Source organism: Streptomyces sp. Z423-1 (genome assembly GCF_013009255.1).
GTDB classification, from domain to species: domain Bacteria; phylum Actinomycetota; class Actinomycetes; order Streptomycetales; family Streptomycetaceae; genus Streptomyces; species Streptomyces gossypiisoli.
In genome coordinates, this window is sequence record NZ_CP053109.1 from 2,221,534 (window position 1) to 2,235,591 (window position 14,058).

14 protein-coding genes and 1 pseudogene are annotated in these 14,058 nt (G+C 69.6%); 10 read left to right on the forward strand and 5 right to left on the reverse strand.

Annotated elements, in window-relative coordinates; all coding sequences use genetic code 11:
- The first annotated feature begins 33 nt into the window (after positions 1–33).
- Positions 34–1,029, forward strand: coding sequence for a TAXI family TRAP transporter solute-binding subunit (locus HJD23_RS10080; protein WP_171112920.1), 996 nt, complete (start codon positions 34–36; stop codon positions 1,027–1,029).
- Here HJD23_RS10080 and HJD23_RS10085 read toward each other — a convergent pair.
- Both HJD23_RS10085 and HJD23_RS10090 read right to left on the reverse strand, forming a co-directional pair.
- Positions 1,019–2,410: an ATP-binding protein gene (locus HJD23_RS10085; protein WP_171112918.1), complete on the reverse strand. Its 1,392-nt coding sequence runs from the start codon at positions 2,408–2,410 to the stop codon at positions 1,019–1,021. The two genes, HJD23_RS10080 and HJD23_RS10085, sit on opposite strands and share 11 nt — an antisense overlap.
- A gap of 9 nt (positions 2,411–2,419) precedes the next feature.
- Entirely contained in the window at positions 2,420–3,106 is a 687-nt protein-coding gene (locus HJD23_RS10090) for a response regulator transcription factor (protein ID WP_171112917.1), read from the reverse strand.
- 288 nt (positions 3,107–3,394) lie between these two features.
- On the opposite strand from HJD23_RS10090, the gene HJD23_RS10095 reads away from it, so the two are divergent.
- The 8 genes from HJD23_RS10095 to HJD23_RS10125 all read left to right on the forward strand — a co-directional run bounded on the left by HJD23_RS10095 (position 3,395) and on the right by HJD23_RS10125 (position 9,976).
- On the forward strand, positions 3,395–4,171 hold the full coding sequence (locus HJD23_RS10095; RefSeq protein WP_171112915.1) for an amino acid ABC transporter ATP-binding protein: 777 nt from the start codon (positions 3,395–3,397) through the stop codon (positions 4,169–4,171).
- 79 nt (positions 4,172–4,250) lie between these two features.
- The gene (locus HJD23_RS10100; RefSeq protein ID WP_171112913.1) at positions 4,251–5,096 is read left to right on the forward strand and encodes a glutamate ABC transporter substrate-binding protein; all 846 of its coding nucleotides are present in this window, start codon (positions 4,251–4,253) and stop codon (positions 5,094–5,096) included.
- Between the two features lie 75 nt (positions 5,097–5,171).
- Positions 5,172–5,837 (forward strand): amino acid ABC transporter permease, encoded by a 666-nt coding sequence (locus HJD23_RS10105; protein WP_141313984.1) that lies wholly within the window; start codon positions 5,172–5,174, stop codon positions 5,835–5,837.
- Positions 5,834–6,748: an amino acid ABC transporter permease gene (locus HJD23_RS10110; RefSeq protein WP_171112912.1), complete on the forward strand. Its 915-nt coding sequence runs from the start codon at positions 5,834–5,836 to the stop codon at positions 6,746–6,748. Before HJD23_RS10105 ends, HJD23_RS10110 begins: the two co-directional genes overlap by 4 nt.
- A gap of 196 nt (positions 6,749–6,944) precedes the next feature.
- Complete coding sequence (locus tag HJD23_RS10115) at positions 6,945–8,648, forward strand: FAD-dependent monooxygenase (RefSeq protein WP_171112910.1); 1,704 nt, start codon at positions 6,945–6,947, stop codon at positions 8,646–8,648.
- Between the two features lie 119 nt (positions 8,649–8,767).
- Positions 8,768–8,839 carry a putative leader peptide gene (locus HJD23_RS44975; protein WP_309544753.1) on the forward strand — a complete coding sequence of 24 codons (72 nt, stop codon included), beginning with the start codon at positions 8,768–8,770 and terminating at the stop codon, positions 8,837–8,839.
- A 144-nt stretch (positions 8,840–8,983) separates the two neighbouring features.
- The gene (locus tag HJD23_RS10120; protein ID WP_171112908.1) at positions 8,984–9,496 is read left to right on the forward strand and encodes a cysteine dioxygenase; all 513 of its coding nucleotides are present in this window, start codon (positions 8,984–8,986) and stop codon (positions 9,494–9,496) included.
- A 72-nt stretch (positions 9,497–9,568) separates the two neighbouring features.
- On the forward strand, positions 9,569–9,976 hold the full coding sequence (locus HJD23_RS10125) for a rhodanese-like domain-containing protein (RefSeq protein ID WP_171112907.1): 408 nt from the start codon (positions 9,569–9,571) through the stop codon (positions 9,974–9,976).
- A gap of 62 nt (positions 9,977–10,038) precedes the next feature.
- Here HJD23_RS10125 and recX read toward each other — a convergent pair whose 3' ends face one another.
- Positions 10,039–10,884, reverse strand: coding sequence for a recombination regulator RecX (gene recX, locus HJD23_RS10130; protein WP_171112905.1), 846 nt, complete (start codon positions 10,882–10,884; stop codon positions 10,039–10,041).
- A 3-nt stretch (positions 10,885–10,887) separates the two neighbouring features.
- On the reverse strand, positions 10,888–12,012 hold the full coding sequence (recA, locus tag HJD23_RS10135; protein ID WP_171112903.1) for a recombinase RecA: 1,125 nt from the start codon (positions 12,010–12,012) through the stop codon (positions 10,888–10,890).
- Between the two features lie 250 nt (positions 12,013–12,262).
- Between recA and HJD23_RS10140 the strand changes: the two are divergent.
- Positions 12,263–12,721: pseudogene (locus HJD23_RS10140) on the forward strand (hypothetical protein); the annotation flags it as partial.
- 78 nt (positions 12,722–12,799) lie between these two features.
- On the opposite strand, the gene HJD23_RS10145 reads toward HJD23_RS10140, so the two are convergent.
- Positions 12,800–14,005: an AI-2E family transporter gene (locus HJD23_RS10145; protein WP_277347802.1), complete on the reverse strand. Its 1,206-nt coding sequence runs from the start codon at positions 14,003–14,005 to the stop codon at positions 12,800–12,802.
- Positions 14,006–14,058 lie beyond the last annotated feature (53 nt).

Genomic DNA, 14,058 nt, shown 5'->3' on the forward strand with positions numbered 1-14,058 from the left:
TCACCAGCCGTACGGGCTGGCAGGATCGCGCGCATGTCCAGAGCGTTCCCCCGGATCGGCGCCCGCCGGGCCCTGCAGGGCGCGGCCGCCGGCGTCGTCGCCCTCGGCCTGCTGCTGTGGTGGCTGCTGCCGCTGGGCGAGGAGCCGCCGAGCGGGACGATCACGTTCAGCACCGGCACGCCGCGTGGTGTCTACCAGGAGTACGGCACCCTGCTGCGTCAGGAACTGGCCAAGGACATGCCGAACCTCAAGGTGCGGCTGCTGACCAGTGACGGCTCGCAGGAGAACGTCGCGCGCGTGGCGACCGGCGAGGCCGACTTCACCATCGCCGCGGCGGACGCGGTGGAGACGTACGAGCAGAACGAGGGCCCCGGCGCGGACCGGCTGCGCGGGGTCGCACGGCTGTACGACGACTATGTGCACCTCGTCGTCCCGCACGACTCGGACATCGACTCGGTCGCGGACCTGCGCGGCAGGCGGGTCGCCATAGGGCTGCCGCACTCGGGCGTGCGGCTGATCGCCACCCGGGTGCTGAAGGCGGCCGGGATCGACGCGCAGCAGGACATCACGCCGCTGTCCGACGGCATCGACACCGGACCGGCCCGGCTCAGGCGGGGCGAGATCGAGGCCTTCTTCTGGTCCGGCGGGCTGCCCACGGACGGCCTGCTGCAGCTGGCCGGGAAGTTCAAGTTCAAGTTCGTGCCGATCGACGACGACTTCGTCGCCGAGCTGCACCGCCAGGGTCCGGGCACCCACTACTACCGCGCGACCAACATGCCCGAGTCGGCGTACGGGGCCCGGGGCGGCGCCACGGTGCCCACGATGGCGGTGTCCAACGTACTGATCACCCGCAAGGACATGGATCCCGAGCTCACCGAGTGGGTGACCCGCACGGTGCTCAAGAGCCGCGACGGCATCGGCGCGCACGTCCACTCCGCCCAGCTGGTCGATCTGCGCACGGCGATCTACACCGACCCGCTGCCCCTGCATGAGGGCGCCCGGCGCTACTACCGCTTGGTCAAGCCGTAGGGCCGTTCCGGGGCACGGTCAAGGTCACCTTCAGCCCGTGCGGTGCATGATGCTCGTAGGCGATCGAACCACCGGCCGCCGCGAGCAACGCGCGCGTGATGGACAGCCCGAGCCCGGAACCCTTGACGTTCTGGTGCCGTCCGCTGCGCCAGAAGCGGTCGCCCACGCGCGTGAGCTCCTCGTCGGTCAGGCCGGGCCCGCGGTCGACGACCGCAATGGTCGAGGTGCCGCCGTTGGAGGCGACGGTGACCTCGACGCACTCGCCCTCGGGCGTGAACTTCAGCGCGTTGTCGATCACCGCGTCCAGCGCGCTGGACAGGGTCACCGGGTCGGCCCAGGCCGTGGTCGCCGGGCACTTCCCCACCAGCCGTACGCCCTTGGCCTCGGCGGTCGGCGCCCAGGCGGCGACCCGCTCGGCGGTCAGCGCGCCGATGTCGGCGAGTTGGAGGTCGGCCTCGGCGTGCTCGGCGAGCGCCAGGTCGAGCAGGTCGTCGAGGACCCGCGCCAGGCGCTTGCCCTCGGTCTGGACGGAGGCGATCTCCTTGTTGCCCTCGGGCAGTTCGAGGGCGAGCAGCTCGATGCGCAGCAACAGCGCGGCGAGCGGGTTGCGCAACTGGTGCGAGGCGTCGGCGACGAAGGCGCGCTGCTGTTCCAGTACGTCCTCGACGTGGTCCACCATTTCGTTGAACGATCGGGCGAGCCGGCGCAGTTCTGGCGGCCCGCTCGCCACCGCGACCCGGGACTTCAGACGTCCGGTGGCGATCTCGTGCGTGGTGGCGTCCAGGACGCGTACGGGTCTGAGCACCCAGCCGGTCAGGCGCAGCGCGGCGCCGACGGCCAGCAGCATGGCGGCCGTCTCGCCGGCGGCGATGACCAGCCAGCCGTACAGGATCCGCGAACGCATCTGCCCGGTGGGCGAGTCGGTCACCACGGCTGCGACGACATCGCCGTCCCGTATGACCGGCGAGGCCACGACGAGCTGTTTGTCCTGCCAGGGCCACACCTGCTCGGGGTCGTCGCTGCGACGGCTGAGCAGCGCCTCGTCGAAGGCGTCGCGCACCTCGCCCTCCTGGGGGAGGAACCACTCCGCCGGCGCATGAGACATGGAGGTGCCATCGGCGTAGAAGACGCCGACGCGGATGCCGTAGACGTCGTAGTAGCTGTCGAGTTCGCGGCTCAGCGTCTCCAGGCGCCTTCCCGGAGGTTCGGGCGGGGCGTTGACGAACTGGGCGAGGGCCGCGAAGAAGGCGGTGTCGTCGATCCGGTCGACGACCACCTTCTGCTGCTGGGCCGCGGCCACGCTGACGGCGAGCGGGATGCCGAGCGCCAGCAGTACGGCCGCCATCAGGACGATCAGCAGCGGCAGGAGACGTGTGCGCACCCTGCCCCGCTACGCGGCCGGGGCGACGAGCCGGTAGCCGACGCCGCGCACGGTCTCGATCAGGGCGGGCATGCGCAGCTTGGCGCGCAGGGACGCGACATGCACCTCCAGGGTGCGTCCGGTCCCCTCCCAGCTGGTGCGCCACACCTCACTGATGATCTGCTCCCGCCGGAACACGACTCCGGGACGCTGCGCGAGCAGGGCCAGCAGGTCGAACTCCTTGCGGGTCAGTTGGACAACCAAACCGTCCACGGTGACCTGGCGGGTGGGCAGTTCGATGCGTACGGGGCCCAGGAGCAGCGCGGTCTCGCCGCCGGAGGCGGGATCCTCGTGGACGGTGCGCCGACTGACGGCGTGGATCCGGGCGAGCAGTTCCCCGGTGTCGTACGGCTTCACGACGTAGTCGTCGGCGCCGAGGTTGAGGCCGTGTATACGGGAGCGGACGTCGGAGCGCGCGGTGACCATGATCACCGGGATGCTGGTGCGCTTGCGGATCTTGCCGCACACCTCGTAGCCGTCCTGGTCGGGCAGGCCGAGGTCGAGCAGGACGACACCGAAGCCGGCACCCTCCGGGACGAGCGCCTGGAGAGCCTCCTCGCCGCTGCGCGCGTGCGTGACGTCGAAACCGTGCCGTGCCAGGACCGCGGACAGAGCGGCGGCGACGTGGTTGTCGTCCTCGACGAGCAGCAGTCTCATCCCGGCCCCCTTCGGTTCATCGGCAGTACGGTCTCGGCGGGTACAAAACGCATGCACGCGCGCGCGTGCACCAAGGCAGTCACGCTGATGGATGACGACGGCGTCAAGAGGGTTCCGGTTGCGCGGCCCTTCCGTTATCCGGCCGATACGCGGGCCGGTCATCCGAGCTACCAGCCGTGTCCAGCTGCTATCGGATCGTGATACTCAAATTCGCCTCAGATGTAATGACGCAGGTCGCGTAGGGTAGCTACTGTCCTCCGAAACCGAGGAGGACGGAGCCTGAGAGCGATGACCGAAGTATCGGTGGCCAAGGAAGATGTGGCCGCGACCGGCGAACTGGTCGTCCTGAAGAGCGTCAACAAGCACTTCGGCGCGTTGCACGTTCTCCAGGACGTCGATCTGACGATCGCCCGCGGCGAGGTCGTCGTGGTCATCGGGCCCTCCGGGTCCGGAAAGTCCACCTTGTGCCGCACCATCAACCGGCTGGAGACGATCGACTCCGGCTCGATCACCATCGACGGCAAGCCGCTGCCCGCGGAGGGCAAGGCGCTGGCCCGGCTGCGCGCCGATGTCGGCATGGTGTTCCAGTCGTTCAACCTGTTCGCGCACAAGACCGTGCTCGAGAACGTGATGCTGGGCCAGATCAAGGTCCGCCGGACGGAGAAGAAGCAGGCCGAGGCGAAGGCCCGGGCCCTGCTCGACCGGGTCGGCGTGGCCTCGCAGGCGGACAAGTACCCCGCGCAGCTCTCCGGCGGCCAGCAGCAGCGCGTCGCGATCGCACGCGCCCTGGCCATGGACCCGAAGGTGATGCTCTTCGACGAGCCGACCTCGGCCCTCGACCCGGAGATGATCAACGAGGTGCTGGAGGTCATGCAGCAGCTCGCCCGCGACGGTATGACCATGATCGTCGTCACGCACGAGATGGGCTTCGCCCGGTCGGCTGCGAACCGTGTGGTGTTCATGGCAGACGGCCGCATCGTCGAAGAGGCCGTGCCGGACCAGTTCTTCAGCAACCCGCGCAGCGACCGCGCCAAGGACTTCCTGTCGAAGATCCTCCACCACTGACCGTCGCTCGTCGCTTTCGCGACGAGCAGCGCTTCCCGCACGGACGGCCCTCCACTTCACCACGCAAAGGATGTTCACGATGAAGCTCCGCAAGGTCACCGCCGCGGCGACCACCGCACTTGTCCTGTCCCTGACCGCAACTGCTTGTGGTGGTGGCGATGGCGACTCGGGCTCGGGCTCGGGCTCCGGTGGCGGCGACAAGATCACTATCGGCATCAAGTTCGACCAGCCGGGCATCGGCCAGCAGACCGCGGACGGCGATTTCGCGGGCTTCGACGTCGATGTCGCTACGTACGTCGCCAAGGAACTCGGCTACACCGAGGACCAGATCGAGTGGAAGGAGGCGAAGAGCGCCGACCGCGAGACGATGCTGGAGCGCGGCGACGTCGACTTCATCGCCGCCTCGTACTCGATCACCGACGAGCGGGACAAGAAGGTCGACTTCGCCGGTCCCTACCTCCTCGCCCACCAGGACGTGCTGATCCGGGCCGACGACGACTCGATCAAGAAGCCCGAGGATCTGAACAACAAGAACCTCTGCTCGGTGGCCGGTTCGACCTCGGCGCAGAACGTCAAGGACTCCATCGCACCGAAGGCCAACCTGCAGACGTACGGCGGCTACTCGGAGTGCCTGACCGGCCTGGAGAACAAGGCTGTCGACGCGCTGACGACCGACGACTCCATCCTCGCCGGCTACGCCGCGCAGGAGCAGTTCCAGGGCAAGTTCAAGCTCGCCGGCCTCAAGCTGAGCAACGAGAACTACGGCATCGGCGTCCAGGAGGGCAGCGACCTCAAGGACAAGATCAACGCCGCCCTGGAGAAGATGGTCTCCGACGGTTCGTGGGACAAGGCCGTGGAGGCCAACTTCGGCCCCGCGAACTACAAGAACGAGCCCGCGCCGGAGATCGGCAACATCGTCAAGTGAAGCAGGGGCGCACAGGTACGCCGCCCGTGAGGGCGGCGTACCGCGTCCTCCCCCAACGCGGAAGCGCGGGAGACAGTGTTCGACTTTCTTGAAGACTACGACGTGCTGGGGGCCTTCTGGGTGACGGTGCAGCTCACCGTCTACTCGGCCATCGGCTCACTGATCTGGGGAACCCTGCTAGCCGCCATGCGCGTCAGCCCCGTACCCCTCATGCGCGGCTTCGGCACCGCCTATGTGAACGTGGTGCGGAACATTCCGTTGACGATCATCATCCTCTTCACGTCACTGGGCCTCTTCCAGACCTTGGGCATCAAACTCGGCTCCGAGGACTTCACGGTCATCAACTTCCGGCTCGCCGTGCTCGGCCTGATCGCCTACACCTCCGCCTTCGTGTGCGAGGCGCTGCGCTCCGGCATCAACACGGTGCCCGTCGGGCAGGCCGAGGCCGCCCGCGCCATCGGGCTGAACTTCCGGCAGGTCCTCACGCTGGTCGTGCTCCCGCAGGCGTTCCGCTCGGTGGTCGGACCGCTGGCCAACGTACTGATCGCGCTGACCAAGAACACCACGGTCGCCGCGGCCATCGGCGTGGCCGAGGCTGCGTTCCTCATGAAGGAGATGATCGAGAACGAGGCCCAGGTCATCCTCATCGCTGCCATCTTCGCGTTCGGGTTCGTCTGCCTCACCCTCCCGACCGGTCTGATCCTCGGCTGGGTGGGCAAGAAGGTGGCGGTGAAGCGATGACTTCGGTCCTCTACGACGCCCCCGGCCCCAGGGCCAAGCGGCGCAATGTCATCCTCTCGGTCGCGTTCGTCGTCGTCCTCGCCGCCGCGCTCTGGTGGTTGTACCGGAAGCTCGACGAGAAGAACCAGCTCGACTGGGTCAAGTGGGAGCCCTTCTTCACGGATTCCCGTGTGTGGACCACGTACATCCTGCCCGGCTTGGAAAACACCCTGATCGCGGCGGCCCTCGCCATGGTCATCGCGCTGCCGCTGGGCGCGTTCTTCGGCATCGCACGGCTGTCCGACCACTGGTGGGTCCGGTGGCCCTCGGGTGCCGTGGTGGAGTTCTTCCGGGCGATCCCGGTGCTGATCCTGATGCTCTTCGCCAACGCGGCGTACGCCCAGTTCACGGACATCAGCTCGGACGACCGCCCGCTCTACGCGGTCATCACCGGCCTCGTCCTCTACAACGCGTCGGTGCTGGCGGAGATCGTGCGGGCCGGCATCCTGGCCCTGCCGAAGGGGCAGTCGGAGGCCGCGATGGCCGTCGGGCTGCGCAAGGGCCAGACGATGCGGTACGTGCTGCTGCCGCAGTCGGTCACCGCGATGCTCCCCGCGATCGTCAGCCAGCTGGTGGTCATCGTGAAGGACACCGCGCTCGGCGGCGCGCTGCTCAACTTCTCCGACCTGATGGCGGCGGTCCGCCCGATGAGCGCCTTCTACGGCGCGAACACCATCGCCAGCTTCACGGTCGTGGCCGTCATCTTCATCCTGGTCAACTTCGCGCTCACCTCGTTCGCGAGCTGGCTGGAAGCCAGGCTCCGGCGCAGCAAGAAGAGCACCGGCGCGGTCCTCGGCAAGGATGACGTGGACGACCTCAACGCCGCCGAAGTCGGAGGTACGTACGGCACCGGAGCCGGAGGCACCATCTGAGGGTGAGTCAACAGCCTTCAGTGACACTTCGGTGACACTTCAGTGACACGAGGGGCAGTGGCATGATCGCCACTGCCCCTCGTCACTTGACGCAAGCACCGGCAATGGGTTGCATACGTTCTGTGATCGTGCACCCTGCTCCAACCTCCTGTTCACTCACGTCTCCAAAGGCACCGCTGCGGACAGGGAGCGCCGCGTGGATCCGGTGATCATCGTCGGAGCGGGGCCCGTCGGGCTGACGCTCGCCCTGGCGCTCGCACGTCAGGAAGTGCCGTCCGTCGTTCTGGACGAGGGCCCGGGCGGGGACGAACCGCGGCTCGCCCGCACCGTCGTCCTGCGCGAGGACACCGCCGCGCTGATGGAACGGCTGACCGGGGTGCCGCTCGCCGAGGCCGGGACCCGCTGGGCCGGATGGCGGTCGATGCGGCGCAGGCAGGTGGTGCGGGAGATCACGTTCGGGCACTTCGACGACGCATCCGACGCCTTCGGGAACTCCGGCACCTTCGGTGACGTTGGGCACATCAGCGAGGCACGCTCGGAGTACGCCGTGACCACCGGCGCCGCCCCCGAGGAGCCGCCCCTGCACCTCGCCCAGCACGTCCTCACCAACGCCCTGCGCGCAGCCATTGACCGCGACCCCCTCGTCAAGATCGCGGCGGACAGCCGGCTCGACAGCATCGAGCAGGAGACCTCCGGCGTCAGCGCCCACACCCGAGGCCCCAAGGGCACCTGGTGGCGCGGCAGTTACCTGGTCGGCTGCGACGGCCCCCGCTCGACCGTGCGCAAACTCCAGGACATCCGCTTCCCCGGCCGCACGGCGGTGGAACGATACGCCGTCGCCGCCCTGCGTGCGGAACTTCCGTGGCCGGGCCGGGCGTTGCTCCACCGGATGCCGCCGTGGCGGACGTCGGGCCCCGCGGCCGGAGAGATCACCGCGCGTCCGCTCCCCGACGGCGTCTGGCGGCTGGACTGGCTGCTGCCGCCCGGCAAGGACCTGGTCACGCCCGAACTCCTGGTGACCCGCATCCGGGAGACCCTCGCGGGCTGGACCGGCGGCTCCACACCGCCGTACGAACTCCTCGACACCGGCGTTCACACCGTCCACCACCGCCTGGCCCGCCGCTGGCGCGTCGGCCGCGTCTTCCTCGCCGGTGACGCGGCCCACCTCCTCGGCGCGCTCGGCACCCAGGGACTGGAGGAGGGACTCAAGGACGCCGACAACCTCGCCTGGAAGCTGGCGCTGGCCTGGCACCACGGGCCGCGCGAGACGCTCCTCAACAGCTACCAGGCGGAGCGCCGCGCCGTCGTCGCCGCCCGGCTGCGCGCCGCCGACCAGGTGCTGCCACTGCTGCGCGGCGGCGGGACCCTGCGCTCCTACGTGCCCGGCGCGGGCCGCGGCCACGACGCGCTGCTCACCGACGGCCACCTGGGGCGCGGACCGCTGGGCGCGCCGGGCACATACGCCGACTCACCCCTCGCGCCCCAGCGCGTCGAGGCAGAGGTCCCCGTGGATACGCTCCCGGGTGCGCCGGTGGCGGATGTGCGGGTCACGGCGGAGGACGGCTCCTTCGTACAACTGCGCGACCGGCTCGGTCGCGACGCGCTGCTCGTCGTGCTGATCGCACCGGGCACCGGCGTGTGGGAGCGCAAGCACTGGGTGACCGCCGGAATCATGCCCCGGCTCGCGGCCGCGGTCACCGCGCTGCCCCATCCGGCCGAACTGCTCGTCGCCGAGCGCTACCCGGGCGCGTCCGCCCACACCGTGCTCCTCGTCCGGCCCGACGGCCACCTGGTCACCGCCCTCAACGGCGTCCGCCCGGCCGACCTGTACACGGCGGCGGAGGCGACACTGGGCGGCCCCGCGAAGGCCACGGCCGAGGCCACGGCGGGCTCCCGCTGACCTCTCGTAGCGCTGTTGCGCCTGATCTCGCCGTCACTCTGTGTCTCCGTCCGCAGAGTGACGGTGAGTTGACCGGTCCGGACGGGCATGGTGTACTCCGGCTCGTGACCGACACCTGTGTGCGCCTGTGGCGGAGGGTCCATATGGACCTGGTCCGCTACGCGGGCTGCGTGTGTCGTCCCTCCTGCTGATCTCGCCTTTCCCCCTTTTCCGCGCGCGCCGCTGACGCCTCGCCGCGCGCATGCGAACGCTCATCAGGACGGTGCACGTTGTCTGCCTCCGCGTCTGTATCTCCTTCCACTTCCGGATCCCCTTGGACGCCTGGGCCTCCTTCGGTGTCCGGATCTGCCACGGCCGCCCCGACGCAGGGCGACCTTCTCGACTTCGTACGGCGTACGGCCGCCGACACCGCGTTGATCGACTCACTTCCGCTCGACCCGGAAGGCCGTACCTGGGTACGGCTGGAAGGTCCCGGCGGCAGCGAGGCCTGGCTCATCGGCTGGCCGCCCCGCACGGGCACCGGCTGGCACGACCACGCCGACTCGGTGGGCGCCTTCCTCACCGCCCGCGGCGAACTCAAGGAGCACTCCCTCGCCGCCCGGCTGCCCACCGACGGCTGGAAGAGCCTGGAACTCACGGAGGGCGTCGATCGGGAACGCCGCCTGCCGGCGGGCCGCGGACGCTCCTTCGGCCGCCACCACGTCCACGAGGTACTCAACGAGTCCCCCGACCGACACGCCATCTCCGTGCACGCCTACTACCCGCCGCTGCCGCGGATTCGGCGTTACAGCCGCGCGGGGAGTGTGCTGCGGTTGGAGCAGGTGGAGCGGCCGGAGGACTGGCAGTGAGGCAGGGTGGGGTGTGGGGGTGTGGGGGTGTGGATGAGCGAGTAGGTGGCAGCGGGGCTTTGAGGAGCGGCGATGAGCGGTGAGCGTGGAATGCCGGTGGGTATCGACGAGTTGCTCGAACGGGTGCGCGACGGGTACGTGCGGATCGATCCGCGGGAGGCCTACGAGGCCGCCCGGTCCGGCGAGGCGCTCCTCGTGGACATCCGGTACGAGGCCCTGCGCGAGCGGGACGGCGTAATCCCCGGCGCGCTGATCGTGGAGCGCAACGAACTGGAGTGGCGCCTCGACCCCCACGGCAATCACCGCCTTCCCGAGGCCACGAGCCATGACCTGCGCGTTGTGGTGATCTGCAACGAGGGATACGCCTCCAGCCTCGCGGTGGAGTCCCTTCATCGGCTGGGGCTGCACCGGGCGACGGACCTGGAGGGTGGTTTCCAGGCTTGGCGGGGTGCGGGACTTCCGGTGGCCGCTAGCCCGTGAGGCGTAGGCGGCGGGGCGTGGGTGACGCCGAGCCTGAGAACTTCACCCCTGCCAGGCCACCCTCAGAACCCCTCCTCCCCCAAAAACTCCGTATCCTCCCCCTCCTCCTCCAACGCACGCCGCACCACCCGCAAAGCCATCCCCTCGGGATACCCCTTCCGCGCCAGCATCCCCGCCAGCCGCCGGAGCCGCTTGTCGCGGTCGAGGCCGCGTGTGGAGTGCAGCTTGCGGGCGACGAGTTCGCGCGCGGTCGCCTCCTCCTGCTCGGTGTCGAGCTGGGCGACGGCCGCGTCGATCAGCGTGGAGTCGACCCCCTTGGTCCGCAGCTCCTGCGCCAGCGCCCGCCGGGCCAGCCCCCGGCCGTGATGCCGGGACTCCACCCAGGCGTCCGCGAAGGCACTGTCGTTGATCAGCCCGACCTCCTCGAACCGCGACAGCACCTCCTCGGCCACGTCGTCCGGGATCTCCCGCTTGCGCAGGGCGTCCGCGAGCTGCTTCCGCGTCCGCGGGGTCCCGGTGAGCAGGCGCTGGCAGATCGCCCGTGCCCGCTCAGCCGGGTCCCCTGGGGACTCCTCCTGCTCGGCCCTCGACAAGGAGGAGGGGTCCCCGTCCTCGGCGGACGGCTCTGCGAAGCCACGCCGGCGCCGCCCACGCCCCCGTCGTGAGCCGGCCTCGCCGCGCCCCCCGCGGTCGCCACGAGGCCGGCCGCCATCGCTCGCACCCGCACGGGCGTGCGAGCCGCCGTCCGGCCAGTCGTCACCGTGCCCGGCCTCGGCGCGCGAGCCACCGTCCAGCCGGACCTCACCGTGCCCGGCCTCGGCAAAGCCCCCCTCGTCCGCGCTCCCCGAATCCGGCTCCCGCGGGATGCCGGGGTATGCGTACTCGGCCCAGTCGGTTCGCCGTGTCACGGGTCAGCTCTTGGCAGCCGCGGCCTTGGTCTTGGCCGTCTTGGCCGCCGGGGCCGGCGCCGCCTTGGCCGGGTCGTCCGCAGGGGCGGAGACCGCGGCGTCCGCGCCCGGCCCGGCCGCCGGCTCCTCAGGCCGCACGCCCACGCCCAGCTTCTCCTTGATCTTCTTCTCGATCTCGTTGGCCAGGTCGGGGTTGTCCTTCAGGAAGTTGCGCGCGTTCTCCTTGCCCTGGCCGAGCTGGTCGCCCTCGTACGTGTACCAGGCGCCGGCCTTGCGGACGAAGCCGTGCTCCACACCCATGTCGATCAGGCCGCCCTCGCGGCTGATGCCCTGGCCGTAGAGGATGTCGAACTCGGCCTGCTTGAAGGGCGGCGCGACCTTGTTCTTGACGACCTTGCAGCGGGTGCGGTTGCCCACCGCCTCCGTGCCGTCCTTCAGGGTCTCGATGCGGCGGATGTCGATACGCACCGAGGCGTAGAACTTCAGCGCCCGGCCACCGGTCGTGGTCTCCGGCGAGCCGAACATCACGCCGATCTTCTCGCGGAGCTGGTTGATGAAGATCGCCGTGGTCTTGGACTGGTTGAGCGCGCTGGTGATCTTCCGCAGGGCCTGGCTCATCAGACGGGCCTGCAGACCCACGTGGCTGTCGCCCATCTCGCCCTCGATCTCCGCGCGCGGGACGAGCGCTGCGACGGAGTCGATGACGATGAGGTCGAGCGCGCCGGAGCGGACCAGCATGTCCACGATCTCCAGCGCCTGTTCGCCGTTGTCCGGCTGGGACAGGATCAGGTTGTCGATGTCGACGCCGAGCTTCTTCGCGTACTCGGGGTCGAGGGCGTGCTCCGCGTCCACGAAGGCGACCTGTCCGCCGGCCTTCTGAGCGTTCGCCACCGCGTGCAGGGTCAGGGTCGTCTTACCGGAGGACTCCGGGCCGTAGATCTCCACGACACGGCCGCGCGGCAGCCCGCCGACGCCGAGGGCGACGTCGAGCGCGGTCGACCCGGTCGGGATGACCTCGATGGGCTCCTTCGCCCGCTCGCCCATGCGCATGACCGCGCCCTTGCCGAATTGCCGTTCAATCTGCGCGAGGGCGGCGTCGAGTGCCTTCTCGCGGTCGGTACCTGCCATGGGTTCCACCCGGTTTGCTTGAGTCGATCGCTTCACGTCAAAGACGCTAACGCCTGCCACTGACAATGCGCCCCGACGCCGGTCCGGCCTGTGGATAACTCGGGCACTTCTCCATCAAATCCCTGTGGAAATCCACGCCGAGAGCCTCACCGGAGCCCCCATAAGAATGGATGTTCGATTTTTGTGTCAAGCTCACCACGGGCACTTCCGAGACTACGACCGCGCACCGACACCGGCCCCCCGATTCCCTATCCCCGCCCCGAACTCGTCACCGACCCGAACCCGGCCTGCCTTCCCCCGCCCCGTCTCCCGGCGCAAACCGGTGACCTTCGGGCTCTCCTTCGGGGTGACGCTGATGGCGGTCACGTGGGTCACGTCGTATCTGCGGATCGCGCCGAGGCCGCGTGCCGTGCTGCTCGTCGTGTTCGCCGCCGACTGTGTGGTGGAGGTCACCGGCATCACCCTCCCGACGTGGCGCCGGGTGCCCTCAAACCTCGACATGGAGACGCCCTTCGACACGGCGGTGTCGAGGACGCTCGCGGTGGGTGGTGGCGTCCTGGTGGTCCTGCTCACCGTCTTCGCGGTCACGTCGTTCCGGCACCGGCCGTCGAGTCCTGTGGGCATGGCCCTCGCGGTGCGGTCGGGGTTCGCGATCCTGCTCGTCGCGCTGGTCTCGGGCGCGGCGACGGTCGCGCGCGGTGTGGTGCTTCTGCATGCCGTGCTGGTCCTGCCCGCGCCGGGGCCAGGCTTCACATAGTTCCCGAGCTGACTCCTGCGAGCAAGCCCCTTACGCACGCTCCTCTGCGAACCCTCCCCCCGATTCCCCGGGCTGCCCCACCAAGTCTTCCCCCGACTCACTCGACTCCCCCGACTCCCCCGCCCGCAGCCGCCCCCACACCCGCTGTGCGCGCGTAACGAGCCCCGTCCCCGGTGCTCGCCTCCGGTGCCCCTGCACCCGGGGATCGTCCGTGACGTCGTACCGCTTCACATACGCCGCGAGGAACGCCTGGAGCGTGGCGACCGCCGGGATGGCGATCAACGCGCCGACCGCGCCGAGGAGCGCGGTGCCCGCGATGACCGACCCGAAGGCGACCGCGGGGTGGATGTCGACGGTCTTGGCGGTCAGCTTGGGCTGCAGCACGTAGTTCTCGAACTGCTGGTAGATCACGACGAAGATCAGCACCCACAGCGCGTACCAGGGATCGACCGTGAAGGCGATCAGCATGGGCAGGGCACCGGCCAGATAGGTGCCGATGGTGGGGATGAACTGCGACACAAGCCCCACCCAGACCGCCAGCACGGGCGCGTACGGCACGCCCAGGAACTCCAGCAATATGTAGTGCGCCACACCCGAGACGAGCGCCATCAGACCGCGCGAGTACAGATAGCCGCCGGTCTTGTTGACGGCGATCTCCCACGCGCGCAGCACCTCGGCCTGCCGGGCGGGCGGCAGCACGGAGCAGAGCGCGCGGCGCAGCCTCGGGCCGTCGGCGGCGAAATAGAACGCGAACAACGTGATCGTCAGCAGCTGGAACAGGCCCCCGAGGACCTGCGCGGACACGTCCAGGACGCCGGTGGCGCTGTTCTGCACGTAGTTGCGCAGCCAGTCGGAGCGCAGCAGGCCCTCCTGGACGTCCACGCGCCTCAGCTCGGTCTTGAAGTGCGCGTTGATCCAGTTGATGACGGAGTCGAGGTAGTCAGGGAACCCCTCGACCATCGTGATGATCTGCCCCGCGAGCATCGAGCCGAGCAGCGTGACGAAACCCGCGGAGGCGATCATCACGGAGAGAAAGACCAGGCCGGTGCCCAGCCCCCGGCGCATTCCGCGCGAGGCCATCCAGCTCACGGCGGGCTCGATGGCGAGGGCCAGGAAGAAGGCGATCAGGATGTTGATCAGCAGGCCGGTGAGCTGGTGGAAGGCCCAACTGCCCAGCTGAAACGCGGCGACCAGGGCGAGCGCCAGCACCATGGCACGCGGCAGCCAACGCGGCATGCGCCCGCCGGGCGCGACGGCACCGCCGGCGGGAGGCCGGGCGGGCGGCGTGG